We start from the raw sequence: 22,708 nt of genomic DNA, 5'->3' as shown, positions 1-22,708 counted from the left end.
GCTATTTATGGCATGAATCGTTTTTTTGGTGTGTGAACAATAGTTTGTTCTTATTTATCAGCTATGGTGACTTGGCCTGAGCCATATGTGTCAAACCAGCCTTTAATCGTGTTGAAATCACTGCTGAATGACAGTGCCAGCTCTAATAGAATTCGGGCATGAGCTGCGTTCAGATTATCTCCGGCAATTATGCCATCACTTGAAGCATAGTTGGAACCGGAACCCGTACGCGTGGTAGACACGAAGATAACTCCGTTTTCCTTAATAGCTTTCGTACGAGCTTCTCCCATAGCTTTAGATACGCCGCCAGCCCCTGTGCCTGAAGTTACAATACCTTTTGCTCCATCTTGAACAAAACCTGTAATTGCCCCAGAACCGGCATCTTGATAAGCATAAGCAATTTCTACCTTAGGCATATCACTGCTCTTAATCTTTGTTAGATCGAATGGCGTTGCCCATTTGTCAGCGGTCAATAGTGCTCTGGAATTCGCTCGATAAATTCTTATATTATTCTCATCGATATATCCGAGGATTCCTAGTTGTGGAGATTCAAAAGTATCTGTACGATAGGCATTCGTCTTGGTAACCTCTCTAGCCGTATGAATCTCGTCATTTAGCATGAGCACAGTACCGTAATATTTCGTCTTTCCGCTAGCTGCTAGTTTAATAGCGTTAAATAGATTGGCCTGAGCGTCACTTCCGATAACTGTCCATGGACGCATAGAGCCAGTTACTACGACAGGTTTGGAGCTACGCACTGTAAGATCAAGGAAATATGCAATTTCCTCCATCGTATCCGTACCTGTAGTAACAACGATGCCATCTTGGGTTTCTAGTGCTTTATCTACTTTTAAGGAGAGATCGTATAGTTGTTGCATGGTATACGAGCCAGATCCTGCATTCCCAAATTGATAGCTAGTTACATCGGCGAACTTTTTAAGGTTAGGCAGTGCTTTAACCATATCTTCCATTAACAAAGTCCCGGCTTTATAGTTCTGGAAGCTGGTCTCATCCACAGATTTACCGGCAATAGTTCCACCGGTTGCTATGACTTGGACCTTTGGAAGCTTAACCGTTCCTTCAATCGTTTGGGTAACCTCAGCGGCGTAAGTGGTAGAAACGGGAAGCATTGTTGTAGCAGAGAAGAGTAGAGTGAAAGAGAGTCCTGCGGCAACAGTAGTTTTGGCGAGCATTGATTGTAATCCATTCATAGATGTAACCTCCCATTTGATTATGTATTCTCACATTCATGTTATTTTATATTACATAAACGTGATTCATGATTGGATTATATCTATGAATATATTATAATGGCAAGTTTACTGACATATTAATAAAACGCTTAAATACACTATTAATAAAGAATATCTATTGATTTCTTGTGTATGCTATGAATTTTATTATATTATTTTTAAAGTGAAATATAATATTAATGTTATATTTTATTACATAATAATAGAGGTGAATAAATAACATAATGCCGGACAATCTTTATGAGATTGACCGGCATAGTTATTAGAAATACCTGACTACTTATCTTTTCTAGAGACAAGTAGTTTTTGAATAAAGACATGGGTAGCCATGGAGGAGGAGCTTTCTTTATGGCGAATGATGGAGAATTGTCTTTCAAGATGATGTTGTCTGATGGGAAGCTCACAGATTTCACCACTTGCTAATTCTTTGCGCACAATCCATCTGGAGAGCATCGCGATTCCCAAACCGGAGGCAACAGCTTCCTTAACTCCTTGACTACTGTTGAAGACATAGGATCTTTTGACAGAAATCTCTTCTGCTTGAATGAAATGATCACTGAAAGCACGCGTTCCAGAGCCAAGCTCTCGCAGAACCCAAACCTGATTTTGTAGCATCCCTTGCTCCACAGAGACTATTTTCGACAAAGGGTGGTTGGCCGGGGAAACGATAATCATCTCGTCCTTCATGTAAGGTGTAACGATCAGATCATTCTCATGGGCTTCTCCTTCGATAAACCCAATATCCAATTCATTGGCTCTTACCCCACCAATAATTTCTTCAGTATTACCGATCGTCACCTGAAGCTTGACTTGTGGGTATTGATTTGCAAATTCCGCAAGTCTTGAGGGTAATATATACTCTCCAATCGTAAAGCTCGCACCAATATGTATACTGCCAGTAACCTCATCCTGTAGCATTTGTATTTCCTGATGAGCTTCTTCGAAGTGGGCCAATATTTGTTTGGCGTGGTTATAAAGTATTGTACCTGCTTCGGTTAATTTTACTTGTTTCGGAGATCGGTGTAGAAGCTTTGCGCCTAGTTCATTCTCAAGATTCCGGATATGTAGACTGACACCGGGTTGAGATAGATTCAGTAATTCTCCTGCTTTAGAGAAATGGCTTTGCTCAGCTACAGTAACGAATACCCGTAATGTATCAACAATCATAAAAATCCCTCTCTGAAAGTCCCAAATGTATTAAATTATCTTATCAAGTACGAACTGAGCCTTCTTCTGTGAGAATCCAATTCGTGTGTAGAACCGTACGGCATCTTCTCTAGTTTGGTTTGTACGAACTCTTAATTTGTTCACTCCAATTTGTGCTGCCCAGCGTTCACAGGCTTCAACAAGTTGTTTACCGGTTCCTACTCCGCGATGTTGCTGATCGACCACTAAACCACCAATCTCAACAAAGGGTGGAGATTCAATTAACATTCGCACACTGGCATGAATCCATCCTATTAATTGCCTATCCGACTCTGCTACATAAATAACATGATCTTTACGATTTCTGATATCTTGAAGTCTATCTGCTAGCTGTTCGATATTTAAAGGATATCCGAGCTCACTGGATAGTTTTGCAATATCTTGTGTGTCGCTAAATGAAGCTGTCCTAATATGTATGATCATCCGCCACCTTAAAAAAATGTTGTTTCATGCTGTTTTTTATTATAGTTCATCTCATTCAGAGGAACATCTCTATGTGAATTACTTCGTACTATTTCGATAAGTGGATGGGGATAGACCCATCGTCTTTTTGAAATATTTAGAGAAATGAGCCAATTCCATCCCGACTTGTTCCGCAATATCTGAAATGCTGTAATCTGTGTAAGAAAGCTGTCTTTTAGCGTGCTCCATACGTTTCAATTGAACATAGGCCATTGGAGTCACCCCCATGAATCTTTTGAAATAAGGTATAAAATAGTTCGGGTGCAGGTGGACAAGCTCTGCTAGTTCATCAATCTCTATGGTCTTATTTAGACAATTATCGATGTAATGGAGCACATGAGCCAGCTTACCATGGTCTCCGGTGTGTATGAATTGCGTCATAAAATCTGTATGACTACTGTCGCTCGATTCAAGACAAGTGGCAATGAGATTAAGCAAACAAGCCTGTGTGCGAAGGATAGATAAGACATCGTCCTTTTGAAATTGTTCGATCATCTCTACGAAAATTGCCCTTATTGAATCTGGATTAGGCGAATCACAGATGTATAATTTTTTCTCCGCATGGAATAAGGGCCATTCTCCAATGTCAGCATCAAAGTGGCAGTAATAACGGATATATGGATCATCGATAGAAGTTTCGGTAGTTTGTGTGCTCCCCGCAGGCATGATCATTATCTGACCTGGCTTCGGGTAGTAGGTAATCCCGTTTATAATTACTTTCCCCTCACCCCCATCAATAAAATAAAGCCGATTAAAAGCGGGGGTTTCCAGCGTGCGGTTCCATCCGGGATATCTATTACTAAGTTGGGCATGGGTCACAGTAACCTTGAGATTCTGCAGGAGACGTCCTGATAAGTTCCCTGAATTGTTCATCATTTAACTCCTTTAAAGCTTTTGTATCCTCATTATAACGGTTTCATTTAACTAAAACATCTTACTCAAATACAAATAGTTCTTAATTTCGATCATGTTCATGTCCTTAAATAAAGTATATCCTCTAACCATAACCATTAATAAGGAAGTGATCAGAGATGGGTACAGTTCGTTATGGGATTATTGGTATTGGAAATATGGGAACCGCACATGCGCAAAGTCTGCTGAGTGAGATTAAGGGGGCTGAGCTTACAGCCGTATGTGATATAAGAGAAGAGCGTTTGAAATGGGCTGAAGAGCAGTTACCTGAGAATGTTAGGAAATATTCTACGCCGAAGGAATTATTCGAGTCACGTATAATGGATGCGGTATTAATCTGTACTCCGCATTATGATCACCCTACACTTGCAATCGAAGCTTTTCAGCATGGTTATCATGTACTAGTGGAGAAGCCGGCAGGTGTTTATACGAAAGCTGTTCAACAGATGAACGATGCTGCAGCACAGTCTGACCGCAAATTTGGAATCATGTACAATCAGCGTACAAATCCTTTGTATCAGAAGCTGAGAGATCTTATTCAGTCTGGTGAGTTAGGTGAGATCCGCCGGACGAATTGGATTATTACCGACTGGTATAGATCGCAGAACTACTATAATTCTGGTGGCTGGCGGGCGACATGGGCGGGTGAAGGTGGCGGGGTATTGCTTAATCAAGATCCTCATCAGCTAGATTTATGGCAATGGACGACAGGCATGATGCCGAAGCGGATAAGAGCATTTTGCCACTTTGGAAAATATCGCAACATTGAGGTTGAAGATGATGTAACCGCTTATGTGGAATACGAGAATGGCGCTACAGGTCTGTTTATTACTACAACTGGAGAGGCACCGGGAACTAATCGTTTTGAAATCAATGGCGATAATGGAAAAATCGTAGTGGAAGACGGGAAGCTAACCTTTTGGCGTTTGCGTACACCGGAGCCGCAGTTCAACGCAGAGTTTACGGGAGGTTTCGGTAGTCCGGAATGTTGGAAATGTGAGATACCTGTACAAGATGGCGGAGGGGAGCAGCATAAAGGAATTCTACGGAACTTTACGAATGCCATTTTGCATGATGAGGCATTACTTGCTCCCGGGGAGGAAGGGATTAAGGGGCTAACCCTTTCAAATGCCATGTATTTATCGGCTTGGACGGACAATTGGGTGGAGCTTCCGATGGATTCGGATTTATTCTACGATAAGCTGATGGAAAAAGTAAAAAACTCGACTTTCCAAAAGGAAACCTCAGAATCTAAAACATTGAATGTTAAAGGAACTCATTAAATCGAAAGAGAGAGGTTGAATCCTATGAAACGTTCGATGATTGCGGCTCAAATGTACACATTACGTGATTATACTCAAACTGCGGAGGATTTAAGATCAACTTTTCAAAAGGTATCGGCAATGGGTTATGAGAGCATTCAGATTTCATCCATTGGACCGATTAATCCGATTCTCGTTAAAGAATATGCGGATGAAGCGGGGCTGGCTATATGTGCGACCCATGTGTCCTGGGATCGGTTAGTGAATGATCTGGATGCGCTTGCCGCAGAGCATAAGCTGTGGAATTGCAAATATATTGGACTTGGAAGTTTACCAGAAGAATTTCGTACGGGACTTGAAAGCTACCGGAACTTTGCGAAATTGATATCTGAAATTGCAATAACATTAAAAGAACAACACGGTCTGCAATTTGTTTATCATAATCATGATTTTGAATTTGAACGCTTTGAAGGTACTACTGGAATGGAAGTACTGCTCAATGAGACTGATCCTGCAGTTGGTTTCATACTTGATTTATATTGGGTGCAGGCAGGTGGCGCGAGTCCGGAAGAATGGATACGTAAAGTTGAAGGCAGAATGCAGGTTGTGCATTTAAAGGATATGGCGATAGTTGATAGGAAACAGGTTTTTGCTGAAATAGGCGAAGGAAACATGAACTATGCGGAGATCATTACTACTTGTCGTGAGACGGGTGTTGAATGGTACGTAGTGGAGCAGGATGTTTGTAGACGTGATCCTTTTGAGAGCTTAGAGATGAGTCTGCGCTATCTCATTAGCTTATTATAGAATCGATAAGAAACCATTAGGAGGATTCTGATGAATAGAATAGATGGGATGACCTATGCCCCCACATATGAAGCTAAACCTGTAGTGAAGCCAGGTGAATTCATCATCGCAGCTATTGCACTCGATCACGGTCATATTTACGGGATGTGTAATGGGCTGGTTGAGGCTGGTGCAGAGCTGAAATGGGTATATGATCCGGATGAAGAGAAAGTTAGAGCATTCATAGCCAAATATCCTGGAGTTAGGGCTGCTGAGTCTATGGATGAAATATTGGAAGATCCAGAGGTTCGCTTAGTTGCAGCGGCAGCTATTCCTTCAGAACGAGGTCCCTTAGGAAATAAGGTTATGGCTCACGGGAAGGATTATTTTACGGATAAAACCCCTTTTACAACACTTGAACAACTGGATGATGCTAGAGCTATGGTCGCAGCAACCAATCAGAAGTATATGGTTTACTATAGTGAGCGTCTTCATGTTGAAAGCGCAATCTATGCGGGACAGTTGATCCGTCAGGGGGCTATTGGTCGTGTTCTTCAAGTCATTGGATTAGGGCCGCATCGTTTAAATGCATCTAGCCGTCCGGAATGGTTTTTTGAGCGGGATAAATATGGCGGAATTCTATGCGATATTGGCAGCCACCAAATTGAACAATTTTTGTATTATACAGATTGTCAGGATGCTTCAGTTGTTCACAGTAAGGTAGCTAATTATAATCATTCGTCTTACCCTGAATTAGAGGACTTCGGTGATGCGACGCTTGTTGGGGACAATGGGGCAACCCAATACTTTCGTGTAGATTGGTTTACGCCAGACGGACTCGGAACCTGGGGAGATGGACGTACAATGATCATGGGAACTGAAGGGTACATTGAACTGCGCAAATACAGCGATATCGGGCGTTCAAATACACCGGATCATGTGTACTGGGTGAACGGGGAAGGGGAGCATTACGAACATGTAGCTGGAAAGGTTGGATTTCCGTTCTTTGGTGAACTTATCCTCGATTGTCTGAACCGGACGGAGCTGTCCATGACTCAAGCACATGTCTTCAAAGCTGCTGAACTATGTTTGAAGGCTCAAGCCCAAGCGATGAATCTAACTCCTAATCAACTGAAATAGCGAATGGAATAATGAATGGAGGTGGTAAAGATGAACAAACTTGGAGTAGCGATTATTGGCTGCGGGGCGATATTTCCTCTCCATGCTAAAGCAATATCAGCAATAAAAGATGTAAATCTACTTCTAGTTGCAGATATTGATGCTGATAAAGCTACACGAGCGGGAATAGAATATGCCTGCGATGCCACTGATGATTATAGAGAAATATTAAATGATAATCGTATTGATGTTGTTCATCTCTGTACACCTCATCATCTTCATGCAGAAATGGCTGAAGAGCTATTACGTGCGGGGAAGCACGTGTTAACTGAAAAGCCAATCGCCGTGGACCTTTCTTCAGCCATGCGCATGCTGAAAGCAGCGCAAGTGAGCTCCGGCCAGCTTGGTGTGGTGTTCCAGAATCGTTATAATGATGCTTCCGTTTATATTAAGAAGACTATAGATTCTGGTGATTTAGGGAAACTGCTTTGTATGAAAGGTGTCGTAACCTGGCATCGAAACGAAAGTTACTACAAAGATAGCAATTGGAGAGGAAGGTGGTCCACGGAAGGTGGAGGTGTTCTAATTAATCAGACCATTCATACCTTGGATTTACTACAGTGGTATGGGGGTGAGATTAAATCCGTGAAAGGAAGTATTACCACGGATGTGCTTGATGGCGTCATTGAAGTAGAAGATACTGCCCATGCTTGTATCTACTTTGCCAATAATGTTCGCGGGCTGTTTTATGGCACGAATACCTATCTTGAGAACTCTCCGGTGGAGTTGGAGCTAGTTTTTGAAGAGGGGACGCTTAACCTCCGTCGAGAGCACTTATATCTTTGGAAAGATGGGAAGGAAACCTTGGTTTGTGAGCCTATGTTCAGTCCTGCGGAAGGTAAATCGTATTGGGGGACTGGGCATAAGAGACTAATTGAGGACTTCTATGACCATATTTTCAGTGGATCAAAGTTTTGGCTGGATGGTCCTGAGGGGATAAAGGCGCTGGAACTGGTGAAGCGTATTTATAGCTCATCGCAGAGGAACAAATAAGTCATAAATATAGCGAAGGCTGTTCCATATGTAGATTTATCTACGAATGAGGCAGCTTTTTCGTGTTTAGTGACTTCCCGCATTTGGTTAAACACTAAGAAGACTACGACTTGCAGAGGAAGATGGATTTGATTAATTCTCCTTAGTGGAATAATCTAAAGTAAGTATAGGTTATTAACAGCAAGATATCTGGAGGGTGCATACAATATGGAGAAAATACTACTGAACATTAGAACGAACACCAAGCTAATTTCCATTGTGCAGACCATTGTTTTTATCTTTGTCATATTATACGTACTGATGTTTCTTTCTGGTGGATTATTCACCACCTTTTTTATTATGCTCATTGCTTGTTTTGTTAGTGTAATTGCTGCTTTACTCATGCTAATTCGAAAAAGCTTCTTATGGGCAATTGTTGATCTTGCTGCTGCGGGCGGTATGTTCATTTATTTTATTTATAATGCTTAACTGTTATTAATCCTTGCAAGAAGCGGGTTTATGGCTGTAGCATAAGTTCCTTAACCTGGAGGACTTATTTCTCTCTTTTTTGCAAGCTTTTAAATAATTTATTTTTTTCATATAATAGTAGATATTAAATTTATAAATAATTGTAATACACTCGGATAAGGGTATAATTGAGACAGAAAAGGTGTGACGCCTAAGAAGGAGCGCCCACATCCTTTCTGCAAAATTCAGGGGATAAGGATGGTAATAATGGGCAAAAGTGCAACTGAAACAGACGTCATTTTAATTGGTGCTGGAATCATGAGTGCGACTTTAGGAACACTTTTAAAAGAATTAGTGCCGGATTGGAAGATTAAAGTGTTTGAAAAGCTCGAAAATGCAGGTGAGGAAAGCTCTAATGAATGGAATAATGCAGGAACTGGACATGCGGCGCTCTGTGAGCTTAACTACACTGTCGAAAAATCCGACGGAACTGTAGATATAAGTAAAGCCATCCAAATTAATGAACAGTTTCAACTTTCAATGCAATTTTGGTCTTATTTGGTAAATCGTAAGTTGATACATAATCCTCAGGATTTTATCATGCCCTTGCCCCATATGAGTTTGGTACTAGGGGAGAAGAATGTAGCTTTTTTGAAGAGAAGATTTGAAGCGCTGTCAAAAAATCCTTTGTTCCAAGGAATGGAATTTTCCGATGACTCTAGCAAATTAATGGAATGGATACCGCTTATTATACAAAATCGTCCATCGAATGAACCTATAGCAGCAACAAAAATCGACTCAGGTACAGATGTTAACTTTGGCGCTTTAACGCGTATGTTATTTGATCACTTAAAGAGTAAGAATGTAGATCTCCATTATAAACATAGTGTAGATGGAATCAAACGTACTGGCGATGGGTCGTGGGACTTGAGAGTGAAGAACGACAGCGGTACTATTGAATACCATACTGCAAAATTTGTCTTTGTTGGTGGCGGGGGAGGAAGCTTGCATATCCTGCAAAAATCCGGTATTCCTGAAGGGAAACATATTGGCGGATTCCCGGTAAGTGGAATATTTATGGTGTGTAATAAACCAGAAGTTATAGCCCAGCATCATGCAAAAGTATACGGTAAAGCTAAGGTTGGAGCGCCTCCAATGTCTGTTCCGCATCTGGATACTAGATTTATTAACAACAAAAAATCGTTGTTATTTGGACCGTTTGCTGGCTTCTCACCAAAATTTTTAAAAACCGGTTCAATGTTTGATTTGATCACTTCTGTAAAACCGGATAATCTCCTAACGATGCTGTCGGCAGGTGCAAAGAACATGTCTTTGACCAAATACCTGATCGAGCAAGTGTTGTTATCGAAAGAAAAACGCATGGAGGAATTACGAGAGTTTATCCCGAATGCCAAAATAGAGGATTGGGATCTAGTTGTAGCAGGCCAACGCGTACAGGTAATCAAAGATACAGAGGATGGCAAAGGAATCCTTCAATTCGGTACAGAGGTAATTAGCGCCGCAGATGGTTCGATTGCAGCATTGCTTGGGGCTTCCCCAGGTGCTTCTACGGCTGTTCATGTGATGCTTGAAGTACTTAATAAATGTTTCCCTCAGCATATAAAAGAGTGGGAACCGAAAATTAAAGAAATGATTCCTTCTTATGGTCTGTCACTACTGGGAAATCCAGAGCTTTTGCATGAAGTGCACACATTAACGGCAACTACATTGGGTCTAGGTGGAAAAGAGCGAGTGCATAGTTAAGCAATGATCAATCGCTCGAAAGTATGATAATTGACAGAGATTTTCTTCAAGAAAGCCTATGGATTTCATTCATAGGTTTTTTGTTTAGTCCTGTAAGAACTTTTGGAGAATAACGAATACTATATCATCTTTGCGAACTTCAAGGCTTTTCCACAAGAGAAGGACGTAATAGATGTTCAGACCTATGAGGAGTTCTTAAATAGTGATTGCCAGCTTGTACTTTTAGTCGTCGATTGTGAATATGCTACGGTTTATTGTAAAGACCAGGGGATGCTTGAAGCACTGTGTCATAACGCAATTTCAAATGGATATGATGATGTTCAGTACATTACGAATGAGAATGACTTCAGAACAAGATTATCAGTATGGTAGAAGGAAACCGTAAGGTTGATTTGACGAACAAATCATTCATTTGTTACAATGACCCCATCAATTAGGAAAAGGATGAGGACGATGGTTCGTCGTTTGAAACGGTTTAAGAATGTCGCTACTGTATCAAGCTTCTAAGTATAAATGCTATAAATTACTTAGAAGCGAGGGAAAAGAATGAAACAACAGCTGTTTAACCACTGGTCAGAAACGAAGTATTTAAAGGATATTGTCACCAACCCAATGATTGAGGTAGGGGATTACTCGTACTACTCTGGTTATTACGATAGTCATCATTTTGAAGACGGGTGCGTCAGATATCTTTGGGGAGACGAAACGTCAAGAAAGTTATTTAACCCGATCGAAGATTTTGGGTGGCATTTAGATAAATTGATTATAGGAAATTATGTTTGTATTGCAAGTGGTGTAATTATTTTAATGGGTGGAAATCACAATCATCATCCTGAATGGATTACCGTGTATCCTTTTGTGGACCAGATTGAAACCTCTTACGAACCTAAAGGTGATACGCTCATAGAAAGTGATGCTTGGATTGGGATGAATGCAATGATTATGCCAGGTGTGAAAATAGGTGAAGGTGCTATTGTTGCGGCAGGCTCGGTTGTTGTAAAAGATGTTCCACCATATACAATAGTAGGTGGCAATCCTGCTAAAGAGATTAGAAAACGATTTACAGATCGTGAAATCGAAAAGTTAAAGGAAATGCGTTGGTTTGATTGGAAACGTGAGAAAATTGAACAAGCTACGTCTATCTTTTCAAGTTCATCGATTGATCAATTATATGAGTTTTATCTAAGAGAAATAAAATCATAACACAATCACAACAGGCTGCCGCAAATATTCGGCAGCCTGTTCTTTTATCAGTTAAGGTAGTTTAACAATAATTGTTATTTACCAGATTAATCCTAATTAGTATGATAATATGAATGGGCTCATCTAATCTCTTGGGAGGAAAGTGTGCTAGATATATGAAATATATTGAATTTGGTCTAGGCAATACATGGTTTATTAGAACCGAAACGGAGTTAGAGGATGGAAGTGAATTTGAGGAAAAAGGAATTGTGAAACCGGTAAGGTTCCATTCTCTATATATCAGGATTTGGATTGGTAAAACTGTAGTAATCCTAGACTTAAAGCAAGGTTTTAAAAAAAGTAAGAAAAGTTATAACGCGTTTAAGATTATTTTTGGTATAACAAGTCTCTAGAATGGAGGAGCATACATATAACGACAAGATGGAGGAAACTAACTATGGATAAAATATTAAATGAAATAGCCAATTTGATAAGCAGTGAGGAAAAAAGAGTTACTATTGGGATTTCGGGTCATGGTGCATCTGGAAAGACAACATTTGCCCATAATCTTTTAAAGCTTCTGGGTCATGAGAAAGTTAATTATATGAATACTGATCCCTATATTATCGGCTCTCATCTTAGAAAGTACACTGTAATCGAATATGATTATAACAATGAACGTCATCGTAATAAAATGACAGCTTGTCATCCTTCTGCTCATAATATATCTGCTCTAGAGAGAGACATCCGAATGATGCGAGATGGTTTAGATTTTTATACAATAGACACCAATTATTTAAAGAGTGGAATGATAGCTTCACAAAACAGAGTGAATATTGTAGAGGGCATGAGCGTTGCTTTTGCAGACCCGAATTTGTTTGATCTGAAGGTGTACTTATATACGGATGGAGACACTGAATTGATGAGAAGGAGTATACGTGATGTCTCTGAAAGAGGAACAGACATCAAATATTTAAGAAAATCTCATGAAGACCGTAGAATTCAATATGAGTTATTTATGCATCCTTTTCATCGAAACTTTGATATCATTATAAAAAATTCCAATGAAGGTTATATTCTTGAAAATGAATTCAGGAGGGAATTATGAATCTTGCAAATAAAGTAACAATCGCCAGAATATTATTAATCCCCATCTTTATAGTGCTTTTCTCAAAATATCCTGATTGGCCAGAGGGGATTTATTATGCAGCTATTGTTTTTTTACTCGCTTCAGCAACAGATAAACTAGATGGATATATTGCTAGGAAGTATAATCAGGTTACGAACCTTGGAAAGTTACTTGATCCATTAGCGGATAAGTTGCTCATTTCTGCTGCGTTGATTCTACTGGTAAGTCAGCAGATGTTATACGCATGGGTTGCTTTAGTTATTGTAGCGAGGGAAGTGATCATTACAGGGATTAGACTTGTTGCTGTCACTCAGAAAATAGTGTTGCAAGCTGATCGATACGGAAAAATTAAAATGGTATCGCAAGTTGTAGCAATTACTGCAGTTATGTTTACAAACCATCCATTCACCCTTTTTACGAATATACCTATCGATCAAATCCTAATCTATATTTCACTAGTCATAACTATCTATTCAGGATTTAACTACATAAGAAATAACTATCGTTTTTTAAAATTAGAAGCAGGAGCTCGATAAAAAGGTTGCTGAATAACTAATAGATAAAGGCGAATTCTCACTCCATTTCGAGTAAGAATTCGCCTTTATTTTATGTATATCCTCGTGCTTTTTACTTTAATAACGTCAATATATTTATGAGATTTACTGCAAATATACCCATTTCCCTTGCGTGTGTATGCCAAGTCTAAGCTCAAATCTGAACTATTGACACAAAAGTGTATTACACGTATAGTACATAAATAAGATGTATGAACCACTTAGTACACACACTTAGTATATGGAGTTGGTTGTATGACAGAAGAACAAAAATCAGGTGTCAGCTTTAATATTCGAGAACCGGTATATATTCAAGTTGTCCGTTACTTTAAAGAACAGATTGCTACAGGGCAAATCGGAGCAGGAGACAAGATTCCTTCACGTCGTGAACTGGCATCAGTAATGAAGATTAATGCGAACACGGCACAGAAGGCATATAAGGAAATGGAGGAACAGGGTTTGATCGTAACAGAAGGAAATTCCCCAAGTCGAATTACACAGGATCAGCAAATACTAAGCTCGATTCGTGCTGAATTAATCGAAAGTGCAGTGGATATATTCATCGGTTCCATTCGGAATATTCAAATTCCAGTTGAAGAACTGGTAGACATCATAAAGACAAAATATACATCAGAGCGATCTCCAGAGGGTGGTGACACAAGATGATCCAAGTGAATCAGATGGTGAAGAATTACGGATTCAAGAAGGTACTAAATGGCGTTAGCTTCACTGCTGCCAAGGGAGAGATCACCTGCCTGATCGGAATCAATGGTGCCGGAAAGTCAACGGTGCTGAAGTCCATCATGGGACTGACACCGTACAAAGGTGAAGTCTTAATCGATAATGCATCACTAATACCTTCGATGTATGAGAAAATGACTTTTATTCCAGATTCGTTAACGATGCCCTCCAATATGCGAATTGCTGATTGCTTCAGCTTTATGGCTGACTTTTATCGGAATTGGAACGCTGAACGTGCAGAGGAATTGCTTAAGTTCTTCCAACTGAGCTCTAAAGATCGCGTGTCTTCATTGTCGAAGGGGATGGCTGCGAAGTTAAATTTGTTGCTCGGACTTGCCTTGGATTGTGATTACATCCTAATGGACGAACCGTTTTCGGGGATTGATATGTTCAGCCGCGAGCAAATTACTGATGTGTTCACGAGTGAATTGATCGAGGATCGTGGTGTGATTATTACAACTCATGAAATTAACGATATTGAGCATTTAATTGATAAAGTGGTCTTGCTACAGCATGGGAAGGTAGAACGTGAATTCTACTGTGAAGAAGTTCGCGAGCAGGAAGGTAAGTCCATTACGGACGTAATGAGAGAGGTGTACATGAAATGAGAGCTTTTGTGAAGCTATTGAATTTTGAAATGAACCGATTTGCCAAAATATATTTTGGACTCCTGGTGCTGACAGTCGCCTTGCAACTTGTAGCAGTCACCCTCGGTGCTAATCATTGGCTGGATTCTGCGAATGAGGCAATGAGAGTGAATCAATGGACCCTTGAGCAATATCACAATGTGACTGGATATATTCAGCTAAACAGTATGATGTATGCTCGCTATAATGGACTTCTATATTTCGGACCCATATTTTTGAGCATCACAGTGTTGCTAATATATAGCTGCTTCATCTGGTACCGTGACTGGAGAGGTAAAAATACGGTAGTATATCGCCTGCTCACGTTGCCATCCAATCGGGCGAATTTGTATTTTGCCAAGCTGGTTACGATCTTGCTATTCGCATTTGGACTTGTCGCCCTGCAAATTATCCTTGTTCCACTGGAGCGTTTGATAGCACAGTCGATTCTTCCTGCTGAATTATATCGGAACATCTCGGTATTTGATTTTTTGAAGTATCCTACTGTGCTTAAAGTTCTGGTTCCGCCCTACTTTTCTGAGTTTGTACTATACTATGGACTGGGCATTATTGGCTTGATCGTCTTGTTCACAGTGATTCTAATCGAGCGGAGCTACAGACTGAAGGGGATTGGCTTTATCGTACTATATTTAGCGGTTCTGGCTGGACTAGCCTCAATACCATTTCTTATGGGTTATAGCAGTTACGATAGCTACTTCTATCCAGGTGAAATCATAGGCGCTTGTCTCGGATTAATAGTGATCATTGTTGGAGGTTCGCTGTGGTACAGCTTGTATCTATTGCGTAAGAAAATATCGGTATAATTGAAGGGGTATGGAGGTTAAGGAATGAGAAAATATATGGTTACCGCCGTTCTTGTAGTGTTCGCGGTTGTTACAATCGGGACGTATTATGTACAAGCTTCACAAGAGACACCACCTAATTATAAGCTGACGACGGTTCAAGGGGATGCTTCCCTCGTTGAAGGTATAGCTGTATACGGAAACTACATGATTAAGGATAGTACTTTTGGCATCAAACGAGCTTATATCACGACAAATGGTACAGATTATCCAGATGAAAAGTCTGCGATTAGCCAAAGTTTAAATCGAAGACCAATGAAAACGCAATTGGATCAGTGGATTGAAGAGCATCGTCAGTTCATGCGCGGTAAGACAAACACATCTGGTTTCTATGAGAATGAGGAAATGCTTGCTTATGTTAAGGCGACAGTAGATACGAAGCGATCAAATGATTCATCAGCGAAGAGAAATGCAAAGCTTAGTATTTCTGTACTCAACAAGCAGAAGAACAATACGCTTGAAATCACATCCGATATCAATGTAGATCATGATATTTCAGATATGTATGTACAAAATGTACAGCTTATTGATCAGCAGCTTGTTGCTATGGTGTTTATGAATCACAGTGCCAAAGGTTATGTATCTGAACCGCAGATACTCCGTGTCAATCTAACCACAAAAGAGATTAAGAATGAGCCGCTCGCGTTACCAGGCGGTAAATCTGTAGCGGCAGACGGGGATACTCAATATGCATGGCTAGCCAATCAAAATCTGGAGCACACTGAGCAATGGATTTTAAGGATTAGTAGAGATAATCATAGAAAGGCATATCAAGTAGATGTCAAGACAGGGCAAATCTCGCCGCTCACGTTCCAAGGGCATGAAATGTTATTGAATAATATTATGAATGCCTATGGACAGAAAATTTATTTCCTGCAAAAAGCTGTATCGAGTAAGGAAAATATAGGATTCACTGTTATTTCTTACGATCTCGTGAGTAAAGAATATGAGACTACTCTGAAGAATACAAATATAGATTTAAGTGAAAACATTACCTATGCTTTTAAACAAGACCATCTCTATATTATGGGGTATAAGAATTTCAAAGGTAATCGTCTATATGTATTCAATTTGACAAGCGGTAACCTTGAGTACGAAGGAAAAGTAATATCAACAGAGGCCGCCAAGCAGGCTGAAGATGAAGCTAACATGGATTTGAATTTTATCGATCTCGGTCAGTTCTAGAATTTTTTTAGAATAGAAAATTAGATATAAAGAGACATAAAGAGATATAAAAAGGTGACAAAGGCCGGGCTAATGACTTTTAATAGTCAATTAGCTCGGCCTTTTAGTCGTGAAATATAAAACAGTCATCAAACACTATTTTTCGATTAAAATATATTGTAAAACGATAAACTATATGTTAGATTCAATTTTGAAAATAACTTTGTGAGGTGTGTTTTATGAAACTTGGATCAACGCTTTTTTTAAGGATAGCTGTTGTTCTTATTGGACTTCCAGTTCTTGCCTTGTGTATAATTTTTGTGCCTGCGATTTCGAATTATGCAGCAGAATTATACCCTGATCAAACCTATATTAAATATCTCTTGTACATTGATTTGTATGCATCGGCGATACCTTTTTACTTTGCATTGTATCAAGCGATCAAACTGTTAGGGTTTATTGACAACAACAACGCTTTCTCAGAATTATCTGTAAAGGTATTAAAAAATATCAGGAACTGTGCAATTGCAATCAGTGGAATTTATGTAGTGGGATTGCCACTTTTCTATCTCGTCGCGGAGAGAGATGATGCCCCAGGGTTCATTGTCATTGGGGTGGTTGTGATTTTTGCTTCCATGGTGATTGCAGTGTTTGCTGCGGTGCTCCAAAAGCTTTTGAAGGAAGCTATTGATATAAAATCAGAAAATGACTTAACGGTCTGAGGAGAAAACAATGGCGATTATTATTAATATTGACGTGATGCTGGCTAAAAGAAAAATGAGCGTGACCGAGCTTTCGGAGCGGGTTGGAATAACAATGGCTAACCTGTCTATATTGAAAAATGGAAAGGCGAAAGCGGTTCGATTATCAACATTAGAGGCGATCTGCAAAGCTTTAGATTGTCAGCCTGGCGATATTTTAGAATACAAAAGTGACGAGGAGACTTAAGAAATAAATGAATAGTAGAGGCAGGGCTCTTTTCTCAATCTTTATGAGAAGGGGGCCTTTTTGATGTGCAATAATTGGAGGTGAAAAATAATAAAGGGATATATTAATGATAAAAAATAATTGTAATACAATCAAAATATATTGAATAACGATAAATTATGTGATAAATTGAATCCAGATTATTAACTTTGTGAGGTGCAGTTTATGAAACGAGAAACACTCTTTTTAAAGATAGTTGTAATTCTTATTGGACTTCCGGTTCTTGCTTTGTGTATTTTTTGGTTACCTACGATACCTAACAAGGCAGCTGGAGATTATCCGGTGTATTTGGTTTATCCCGTTCTTATAGGGGTGTATGTAACAGTGATAGCCTATTTCGTAGCTTTATATCAGGCGTTAAGACTTCTAAGCTATATTGACAAGAACAAAGCGTTCTCAGAACTATCCATTAAGGCTTTAAAAAATATAATTTACTGTGCAATCATCATCAGTATCTTATATGCGGCAGGTATGCCACTTATTTACGAAATGGCACAGGAAGCCGATGCACCAGGTCTAATCGTACTTGGACTTGTCATGACTTGTGCTCCAATTGTGATTGCGGTCTTTGCTGCTGTTCTTCAAAAGCTCTTGAAAAATGCCATAGAAATAAAATCAGAAAATGACTTAACAGTCTGAGGTGAAAATAATGGCGATTATAGTGAATATTGACGTGATGTTAGCTAAAAGAAAAATGAGCGTTACAGAGCTTACAGAAAGGGTCGGAATAACATTGGCCAATCTTTCTATATTGAAAAATGGAAAAGCAAAAGCGATTCGACTATCAACATTTGATGCGATTTGTAAAGCTTTAGAATGTCAGCCTGGAGATATTTTAGAATACCGAAAAGAGTAGCATGAGCTGGAAAGGAGAGAGCATCATTGAAATCAACAACGCAGTTTCTGCATTTTGGCTATCATCAGGCGATGAGTTGCATATTTCCTTTTGCGATCTTTGGGACTTTAGCTCTCTCTAACGTAATAGATCTGCCTTACATTTACCGATATGATGCCATTCTTATTATATTGCTTACCGTTCAATACCTTATGTACCGTACTGGATTAGAGACGCTAGATGAAATTAAAGTCATCTGTGTATTTCACATTATTGGTTTGCTGCTGGAAATTTATAAGATAAGAATGGGGTCATGGTCATACCCTGAACCCGGGCTAACCAAGGTGTTTGGAGTGCCACTGTATAGCGGGTTTATGTACGCGAGCGTCGCGAGCTATATGTGTCAAATTTGGCGTAGACTGAAAATGGATATGACGGGCTGGCCGGGACTTGCTGCTGCTGGATCGCTCGGAGCAGCTATCTATCTGAACTTTTTCACGCATCACTTCATTCCTGATTTTCGCTGGTGGCTAAAGGGGCTTGTACTCATTGTTTTTTGGAAGACTTGGATCATTTATCGGGTACGAAACACTACTTATCGGATGCCCTTGACACTGGCTTTTTTCTTAGTAGGTTTTTTTATCTGGTTAGCTGAGAATATCGCTACATTCTTTAATGCTTGGAAATACCCAGATCAGAATCAGGTATGGCATGTGGTTAGTGTCAGTAAGATCAGTTCATGGTTCCTTCTGGTCATTATTAGTGTCATTATAGTTGCTCAGCTTAAACATGTTAAAGCTAACCGTAACGCGAAAGAGTAGAGTATTGTCTTCAAAGGAAATAGTAGTACATGGAGTAAGAACAAATTAGTGATGAGGGGGAGATGAGATGGAATATACAGATTTAAAAGAATTGCAGGATGTGTTTTTCTTTGGTCTAATAGAGCCGGAGGTAAATCAACTAAGGTTATCTTTTTGTAAAAGCAAAGCTAGTGATATAGCTGAACCATTTATAGATGGTGAGAAAAGCTCTCCCATAATACAAGTTGATTTTCACTCCTATATTGCATATTCGATTAGAAATGAATTCTTTACTTCTTGGGATGATTACGAGGAATTTGACGGAAAAACATTTAGGATTTATAAGAAATCAAGGTATCTTGATTTTATTTCTAATGGAATATTCGCATCAAAGGATTTTCCAAAACCATATAAGCACTATGGGATCTGTTGTATTGACCATGTCGTTGATATTATTTCAACATCGGAACCAGTTGTAAGGGAAATTATATAGATCTGAATTTCTTTCCAGAGTATAGAAGAAAGTAGCTGATTGCACATGCTTGTCTTTTTTAACGATTAGAGTTATTATGGATTTTCAAAGTCGTTAATGGAGGTGCTGAATGAAATATTCCCAAGCGACAGACTATGCGCTTCATGCAATGCTTTATCTGGTGACGGCGGCGTCCGATAAGCCTGTAGGTGTTCAATTACTTGCTGAGAAGCTGGGTGTTTCGCAAACCTATCTGTCCAAAATGATGACCAAGCTAGTCAAGGCTGGATTGATTCAATCTGCACCCGGAGCAAACGGTGGGTATCGTCTCAGACGGAAGTCCGAAGAGATCTCTTTTCTGGATATTATCCATGCGATCGAAGGGACTGCATCTTTGTTCGAATGTAGCTTGGATCACGGTAGCGAGTGCCTGATTCAACAGGTTGTTATTGACGCTGAAAGACAGATGGAGCAGTACTTGGAGAACAAGAAAATTGCAGATTTGGCGAAAACAATGAAGACGGAGTAAAGATCCGTTCTTTTTTGAATATAATTAAAGATAATATAAGTCCGTAATGACTTTAATATAAAGGAGAATGAAATATGACGGAATTCTGGGAATCAAGCTTTATAGAAAAACAAACGATGTGGGGATTTGAACCTACAGACTCTGCGATCGCCACTAAGGACTTTTTCCTTGAGAGGAATGTTAAAGACATATTGGTACCAGGGATTGGATATGGCAGGAATGCAAAGGTTTTTATAGAGAGTGGGATAAATGTAACGGGTATTGAGATTTCTCAAACAGCAATTGATTTGGCGAGGCAAAATGGAATTGATATTAGCATTTTTCATGGTTCAGTGAATGACATGCCGTATGATAATAACCTCTATGAAGGAATATTTTGCCATGGTCTTATTCATCTGTTGAATCATCAGGAGAGAGAAAAGTTTATTCAAGATTGCTACAATCAGTTAAAGCCAGGTGGTTATATGATTTTTACAACAGTTTCGAAAAAAGCTCCTATGTTTGGAAAGGGCGAACCATTAGACAAAGATTATTTTGAGACGAAGGATGGCGTGAAAATGTTCTTTTATGATTCTGACACCATCACACAAGATTTTGAACCATATGGACTAGTTGAGTTCTCTGAAATTGACGAGCCGCACAAGGACATGATCAATAAACCGTCGATAAACTTTTTAATGGTAAAATGTAAGAAAGAACTATAGAAAAATTTCGACATATCGAAGATAATATATTTCAAAAGAAGGCAGGTGTTATGTTGATGAGCAATATTATTGATTATTACTCAAGCTTTGACGAGTGGGGCAGGCTGGATAGAGAACCTCTAGAGTTCATTATTAATCTCCATTATATCAAGAAATATATGCCATCAGCTGGGAAGGTGCTGGATAATGGCGCAGGACCCGGTAAATACGCGATGGAACTGGCTAAGCTCGGATATACAGTAACCCTTTCAGATATCACACCTAAATTAGTTGAAGTAGCAACGGAAAAGGCAGCTGAACTAGAATTAACTAAGCAATTTGACGGGTTTCATAACTTAAATGCTATTGATTTAGAAGGAATACCTAATGAGAATTATGATGTTTCATTGATGCTCGGTCCTTTGTATCATTTGCAGAAGGAAGAGGAACGAATTTTAGCAGTAAAAGAGTTGCATCGCGTGACCAAGCAAGATGGCTTAGTATTCGTGGCTTTTCAAAGTCGAATGAGAATGACCATTAATTCGTTACAATCCCCGCAGCAGTGGAAACCGAACGATAACATGAACACCATCAATGAATTCTATGAGAGCGGAATCTTTAATCATAGTGACAAGGGCCGATTTACAGGTGCTTATTATTTTAACATTGATGAGATTCAGCCTTTCATGGAAAGGAATGGATTTGAGTCGATAGATTTAATTGGTTCATCAAGTATTGCAGCCATGTTATCTGCAGAGCAGCAACAGTATTGGACTCACCAAGAGGGGGAAGAGAGCTTGATTAACTTTCTCATATCTAAAGCAAATGATCCCTCAATCTTGGGCATCTCATCCCATTTGTTATACATCGGTAAAAGAAAATAAAATTAAGAGCGTCAGTTTCTTAACTGGCGCTCTTAATTTTATAAATGACAGACAACTTTACAAATGCAGTGTGTAGCGGTTCGCATTACTCAACCCGCGGATCATTTCAATTTCCTCCGAAGACAGTGGGGCTGACTTAGCAGCCGTTACATTATTCTTCAACTGCTCCATGCTACTCGCTCCAGGAATGATAACCGCTACAGATGGATTAGCTAGAGGATAATGAAGTGCAGTTTGTGCTAAGGGGCGAGAGTGGCTCGTTTCCTGGATAAGCTGATCATGCAACTTCAGAAGCTCCTCACTGCTGTAATCTAAGTACTTCTTCTCTGCCTTACTGCGGCCGTTCTCCGAAAGGATGCCACCCGCCAAAGGACCCCGGGCAATAAGACTGATCCCATGCTCGGCCAGCAGAGGGAGGATTTCCTCCTCAGGACGTCGATCTAAAATGCTGTATTGGCTCATTACACTGACAATATTTGATTTTTTTACATATTCTCTAATGACATTAGGTCGAATAGAAGAGATCCCATAATATCGGATTAGCCCCTCTTGCTTAAGTTCTTCAAAGGCTTCAATAGTCTCATCCATCGGATCATCGATCGTTCCGCCATGCAGCTGATACAGATCGATATAATCCGTTTGGAGGCGTCTTAGGCTGTCTTTGACTGCGGATTTAATATAGGATTTTGATGGATCCCAGCTCCAGCCTTCTTGACCTGGAATTCTGCGGTTACCCACTTTTGTACTCAATATTACCTCACCACGGCGGTGTCGAATCGCCTTACCAATGATCTCTTCATTACGACCCTCATCATACAGATCGGCTGTATCTAAAAAGTTAATGCCTTGATCGAGCGCTTCATGGACGATGGAAATGGCTTTAGCCTCATCCGTACCTAAGGACATGCATCCGAGTCCTACTTCACTTACATATAAATCAGACTGACCCAAACGATTTTTATTCATAGGTTGTTCCTTTCTAATTCCGTTGTTTG

29 protein-coding genes are annotated in these 22,708 nt (G+C 39.7%); 24 read left to right on the top strand and 5 right to left on the bottom strand.

Annotated elements, in window-relative coordinates:
• Positions 1-50: 50 nt before the first annotated feature.
• The 4 genes from NSQ29_RS13310 to NSQ29_RS13295 form a co-directional block, all read right to left on the bottom strand.
• Positions 51-1,211, bottom strand: coding sequence for an asparaginase (locus NSQ29_RS13310; protein WP_076286350.1), 1,161 nt, complete (start codon positions 1,209-1,211; stop codon positions 51-53).
• A gap of 318 nt (positions 1,212-1,529) precedes the next feature.
• Positions 1,530-2,420, bottom strand: a complete 891-nt coding sequence (locus tag NSQ29_RS13305; RefSeq protein WP_076285838.1) for a LysR family transcriptional regulator — start codon at positions 2,418-2,420, stop codon at positions 1,530-1,532.
• Positions 2,421-2,450: 30 nt separating this feature from the next.
• Complete coding sequence (locus NSQ29_RS13300; protein ID WP_339247880.1) at positions 2,451-2,882, bottom strand: GNAT family N-acetyltransferase; 432 nt, start codon at positions 2,880-2,882, stop codon at positions 2,451-2,453.
• Between the two features lie 78 nt (positions 2,883-2,960).
• Complete coding sequence (locus tag NSQ29_RS13295; protein ID WP_341125302.1) at positions 2,961-3,797, bottom strand: helix-turn-helix domain-containing protein; 837 nt, start codon at positions 3,795-3,797, stop codon at positions 2,961-2,963.
• A 155-nt stretch (positions 3,798-3,952) separates the two neighbouring features.
• Between NSQ29_RS13295 and NSQ29_RS13290 the strand changes: the two genes are divergently transcribed.
• From NSQ29_RS13290 to NSQ29_RS13175, 24 genes are all read left to right on the top strand, one after another.
• Entirely contained in the window at positions 3,953-5,116 is a 1,164-nt protein-coding gene (locus NSQ29_RS13290; protein ID WP_076285835.1) for a Gfo/Idh/MocA family protein, read from the top strand.
• 24 nt (positions 5,117-5,140) lie between these two features.
• Complete coding sequence (locus NSQ29_RS13285; RefSeq protein ID WP_341125301.1) at positions 5,141-5,902, top strand: sugar phosphate isomerase/epimerase family protein; 762 nt, start codon at positions 5,141-5,143, stop codon at positions 5,900-5,902.
• Between the two features lie 30 nt (positions 5,903-5,932).
• The gene (locus NSQ29_RS13280) at positions 5,933-7,021 is read left to right on the top strand and encodes a Gfo/Idh/MocA family protein (RefSeq protein WP_341125300.1); all 1,089 of its coding nucleotides are present in this window, start codon (positions 5,933-5,935) and stop codon (positions 7,019-7,021) included.
• Between the two features lie 30 nt (positions 7,022-7,051).
• On the top strand, positions 7,052-8,053 hold the full coding sequence (locus tag NSQ29_RS13275) for a Gfo/Idh/MocA family protein (protein ID WP_341125299.1): 1,002 nt from the start codon (positions 7,052-7,054) through the stop codon (positions 8,051-8,053).
• A 207-nt stretch (positions 8,054-8,260) separates the two neighbouring features.
• The gene (locus NSQ29_RS13270) at positions 8,261-8,521 is read left to right on the top strand and encodes a hypothetical protein (RefSeq protein WP_076285831.1); all 261 of its coding nucleotides are present in this window, start codon (positions 8,261-8,263) and stop codon (positions 8,519-8,521) included.
• 246 nt (positions 8,522-8,767) lie between these two features.
• Entirely contained in the window at positions 8,768-10,264 is a 1,497-nt protein-coding gene (locus NSQ29_RS13265; protein WP_341125298.1) for a malate:quinone oxidoreductase, read from the top strand.
• A 102-nt stretch (positions 10,265-10,366) separates the two neighbouring features.
• Positions 10,367-10,636 carry a DUF2691 family protein gene (locus tag NSQ29_RS13260; protein WP_341125297.1) on the top strand — a complete coding sequence of 90 codons (270 nt, stop codon included), beginning with the start codon at positions 10,367-10,369 and terminating at the stop codon, positions 10,634-10,636.
• Positions 10,637-10,810: 174 nt separating this feature from the next.
• Entirely contained in the window at positions 10,811-11,467 is a 657-nt protein-coding gene (locus tag NSQ29_RS13255) for a CatB-related O-acetyltransferase (RefSeq protein ID WP_341125296.1), read from the top strand.
• Between the two features lie 155 nt (positions 11,468-11,622).
• A complete protein-coding gene (locus tag NSQ29_RS13250) occupies positions 11,623-11,859 on the top strand; it encodes a DUF3977 family protein (RefSeq protein ID WP_076285828.1) in 237 nt (78 codons plus the stop codon).
• 44 nt (positions 11,860-11,903) lie between these two features.
• Positions 11,904-12,554, top strand: a complete 651-nt coding sequence (locus NSQ29_RS13245; RefSeq protein ID WP_341125295.1) for a uridine kinase family protein — start codon at positions 11,904-11,906, stop codon at positions 12,552-12,554.
• Positions 12,551-13,111, top strand: coding sequence for a CDP-diacylglycerol--glycerol-3-phosphate 3-phosphatidyltransferase (gene pgsA / locus NSQ29_RS13240; protein ID WP_341125294.1), 561 nt, complete (start codon positions 12,551-12,553; stop codon positions 13,109-13,111). Before NSQ29_RS13245 ends, pgsA begins: the two co-directional genes overlap by 4 nt.
• A gap of 273 nt (positions 13,112-13,384) precedes the next feature.
• On the top strand, positions 13,385-13,795 hold the full coding sequence (locus tag NSQ29_RS13235) for a GntR family transcriptional regulator (RefSeq protein ID WP_042187923.1): 411 nt from the start codon (positions 13,385-13,387) through the stop codon (positions 13,793-13,795).
• Positions 13,792-14,478: an ATP-binding cassette domain-containing protein gene (locus NSQ29_RS13230; protein WP_076285825.1), complete on the top strand. Its 687-nt coding sequence runs from the start codon at positions 13,792-13,794 to the stop codon at positions 14,476-14,478. Before NSQ29_RS13235 ends, NSQ29_RS13230 begins: the two co-directional genes overlap by 4 nt.
• Before the next feature lie 8 nt (positions 14,479-14,486).
• A complete protein-coding gene (locus tag NSQ29_RS13225; RefSeq protein WP_341125293.1) occupies positions 14,487-15,320 on the top strand; it encodes a hypothetical protein in 834 nt (277 codons plus the stop codon).
• Positions 15,321-15,344: 24 nt separating this feature from the next.
• A complete protein-coding gene (locus tag NSQ29_RS13220) occupies positions 15,345-16,544 on the top strand; it encodes a hypothetical protein (protein WP_341060686.1) in 1,200 nt (399 codons plus the stop codon).
• Positions 16,545-16,762: 218 nt separating this feature from the next.
• Positions 16,763-17,245 (top strand): DUF2975 domain-containing protein, encoded by a 483-nt coding sequence (locus tag NSQ29_RS13215; RefSeq protein ID WP_341125292.1) that lies wholly within the window; start codon positions 16,763-16,765, stop codon positions 17,243-17,245.
• A 10-nt stretch (positions 17,246-17,255) separates the two neighbouring features.
• Entirely contained in the window at positions 17,256-17,471 is a 216-nt protein-coding gene (locus tag NSQ29_RS13210; protein WP_042127458.1) for a helix-turn-helix domain-containing protein, read from the top strand.
• A 204-nt stretch (positions 17,472-17,675) separates the two neighbouring features.
• Positions 17,676-18,149, top strand: coding sequence for a DUF2975 domain-containing protein (locus NSQ29_RS13205; protein ID WP_339271072.1), 474 nt, complete (start codon positions 17,676-17,678; stop codon positions 18,147-18,149).
• Between the two features lie 10 nt (positions 18,150-18,159).
• Positions 18,160-18,366 (top strand): helix-turn-helix domain-containing protein, encoded by a 207-nt coding sequence (locus NSQ29_RS13200; RefSeq protein ID WP_341125291.1) that lies wholly within the window; start codon positions 18,160-18,162, stop codon positions 18,364-18,366.
• A gap of 26 nt (positions 18,367-18,392) precedes the next feature.
• Positions 18,393-19,166: a DUF817 domain-containing protein gene (locus NSQ29_RS13195; RefSeq protein WP_341125290.1), complete on the top strand. Its 774-nt coding sequence runs from the start codon at positions 18,393-18,395 to the stop codon at positions 19,164-19,166.
• A gap of 67 nt (positions 19,167-19,233) precedes the next feature.
• On the top strand, positions 19,234-19,638 hold the full coding sequence (locus NSQ29_RS13190) for a hypothetical protein (RefSeq protein WP_340969271.1): 405 nt from the start codon (positions 19,234-19,236) through the stop codon (positions 19,636-19,638).
• A gap of 109 nt (positions 19,639-19,747) precedes the next feature.
• Positions 19,748-20,146, top strand: a complete 399-nt coding sequence (locus tag NSQ29_RS13185; RefSeq protein ID WP_042127470.1) for an RrF2 family transcriptional regulator — start codon at positions 19,748-19,750, stop codon at positions 20,144-20,146.
• A 74-nt stretch (positions 20,147-20,220) separates the two neighbouring features.
• Positions 20,221-20,850: a class I SAM-dependent methyltransferase gene (locus NSQ29_RS13180; protein ID WP_341125289.1), complete on the top strand. Its 630-nt coding sequence runs from the start codon at positions 20,221-20,223 to the stop codon at positions 20,848-20,850.
• 56 nt (positions 20,851-20,906) lie between these two features.
• Entirely contained in the window at positions 20,907-21,713 is an 807-nt protein-coding gene (locus tag NSQ29_RS13175; protein WP_340974835.1) for a class I SAM-dependent methyltransferase, read from the top strand.
• Between the two features lie 57 nt (positions 21,714-21,770).
• On the opposite strand, the gene NSQ29_RS13170 is transcribed toward NSQ29_RS13175, so the two are convergent.
• A complete protein-coding gene (locus NSQ29_RS13170; protein ID WP_341125288.1) occupies positions 21,771-22,679 on the bottom strand; it encodes an aldo/keto reductase in 909 nt (302 codons plus the stop codon).
• Between the last annotated feature and the right edge of the window lie 29 nt (positions 22,680-22,708).

Origin of the sequence: Paenibacillus sp. FSL F4-0236 (assembly GCF_038000135.1) — a bacterium.
GTDB lineage: Bacteria > Bacillota > Bacilli > Paenibacillales > Paenibacillaceae > Paenibacillus_AQ.
Note: the sequence above shows the minus strand (reverse complement) of the source record. Positions and strands in the feature narration are given on the sequence as shown.

Coding starts and splice junctions, on each gene's coding strand:
- NSQ29_RS13310 (WP_076286350.1), bottom strand. CDS start 1,211: ATGAATGGATTACAATCAATGCTCGCCAAAACTACTGTTGCCGCAGGA.
- NSQ29_RS13305 (WP_076285838.1), bottom strand. CDS start 2,420: ATGATTGTTGATACATTACGGGTATTCGTTACTGTAGCTGAGCAAAGC.
- NSQ29_RS13300 (WP_339247880.1), bottom strand. CDS start 2,882: ATGATCATACATATTAGGACAGCTTCATTTAGCGACACACAAGATATT.
- NSQ29_RS13295 (WP_341125302.1), bottom strand. CDS start 3,797: ATGATGAACAATTCAGGGAACTTATCAGGACGTCTCCTGCAGAATCTC.
- NSQ29_RS13290 (WP_076285835.1), top strand. CDS start 3,953: ATGGGTACAGTTCGTTATGGGATTATTGGTATTGGAAATATGGGAACC.
- NSQ29_RS13285 (WP_341125301.1), top strand. CDS start 5,141: ATGAAACGTTCGATGATTGCGGCTCAAATGTACACATTACGTGATTAT.
- NSQ29_RS13280 (WP_341125300.1), top strand. CDS start 5,933: ATGAATAGAATAGATGGGATGACCTATGCCCCCACATATGAAGCTAAA.
- NSQ29_RS13275 (WP_341125299.1), top strand. CDS start 7,052: ATGAACAAACTTGGAGTAGCGATTATTGGCTGCGGGGCGATATTTCCT.
- NSQ29_RS13270 (WP_076285831.1), top strand. CDS start 8,261: ATGGAGAAAATACTACTGAACATTAGAACGAACACCAAGCTAATTTCC.
- NSQ29_RS13265 (WP_341125298.1), top strand. CDS start 8,768: ATGGGCAAAAGTGCAACTGAAACAGACGTCATTTTAATTGGTGCTGGA.
- NSQ29_RS13255 (WP_341125296.1), top strand. CDS start 10,811: ATGAAACAACAGCTGTTTAACCACTGGTCAGAAACGAAGTATTTAAAG.
- NSQ29_RS13250 (WP_076285828.1), top strand. CDS start 11,623: ATGAAATATATTGAATTTGGTCTAGGCAATACATGGTTTATTAGAACC.
- NSQ29_RS13245 (WP_341125295.1), top strand. CDS start 11,904: ATGGATAAAATATTAAATGAAATAGCCAATTTGATAAGCAGTGAGGAA.
- pgsA (WP_341125294.1), top strand. CDS start 12,551: ATGAATCTTGCAAATAAAGTAACAATCGCCAGAATATTATTAATCCCC.
- NSQ29_RS13235 (WP_042187923.1), top strand. CDS start 13,385: ATGACAGAAGAACAAAAATCAGGTGTCAGCTTTAATATTCGAGAACCG.
- NSQ29_RS13230 (WP_076285825.1), top strand. CDS start 13,792: ATGATCCAAGTGAATCAGATGGTGAAGAATTACGGATTCAAGAAGGTA.
- NSQ29_RS13220 (WP_341060686.1), top strand. CDS start 15,345: ATGAGAAAATATATGGTTACCGCCGTTCTTGTAGTGTTCGCGGTTGTT.
- NSQ29_RS13215 (WP_341125292.1), top strand. CDS start 16,763: ATGAAACTTGGATCAACGCTTTTTTTAAGGATAGCTGTTGTTCTTATT.
- NSQ29_RS13210 (WP_042127458.1), top strand. CDS start 17,256: ATGGCGATTATTATTAATATTGACGTGATGCTGGCTAAAAGAAAAATG.
- NSQ29_RS13205 (WP_339271072.1), top strand. CDS start 17,676: ATGAAACGAGAAACACTCTTTTTAAAGATAGTTGTAATTCTTATTGGA.
- NSQ29_RS13200 (WP_341125291.1), top strand. CDS start 18,160: ATGGCGATTATAGTGAATATTGACGTGATGTTAGCTAAAAGAAAAATG.
- NSQ29_RS13190 (WP_340969271.1), top strand. CDS start 19,234: ATGGAATATACAGATTTAAAAGAATTGCAGGATGTGTTTTTCTTTGGT.
- NSQ29_RS13185 (WP_042127470.1), top strand. CDS start 19,748: ATGAAATATTCCCAAGCGACAGACTATGCGCTTCATGCAATGCTTTAT.
- NSQ29_RS13180 (WP_341125289.1), top strand. CDS start 20,221: ATGACGGAATTCTGGGAATCAAGCTTTATAGAAAAACAAACGATGTGG.
- NSQ29_RS13175 (WP_340974835.1), top strand. CDS start 20,907: ATGAGCAATATTATTGATTATTACTCAAGCTTTGACGAGTGGGGCAGG.
- NSQ29_RS13170 (WP_341125288.1), bottom strand. CDS start 22,679: ATGAATAAAAATCGTTTGGGTCAGTCTGATTTATATGTAAGTGAAGTA.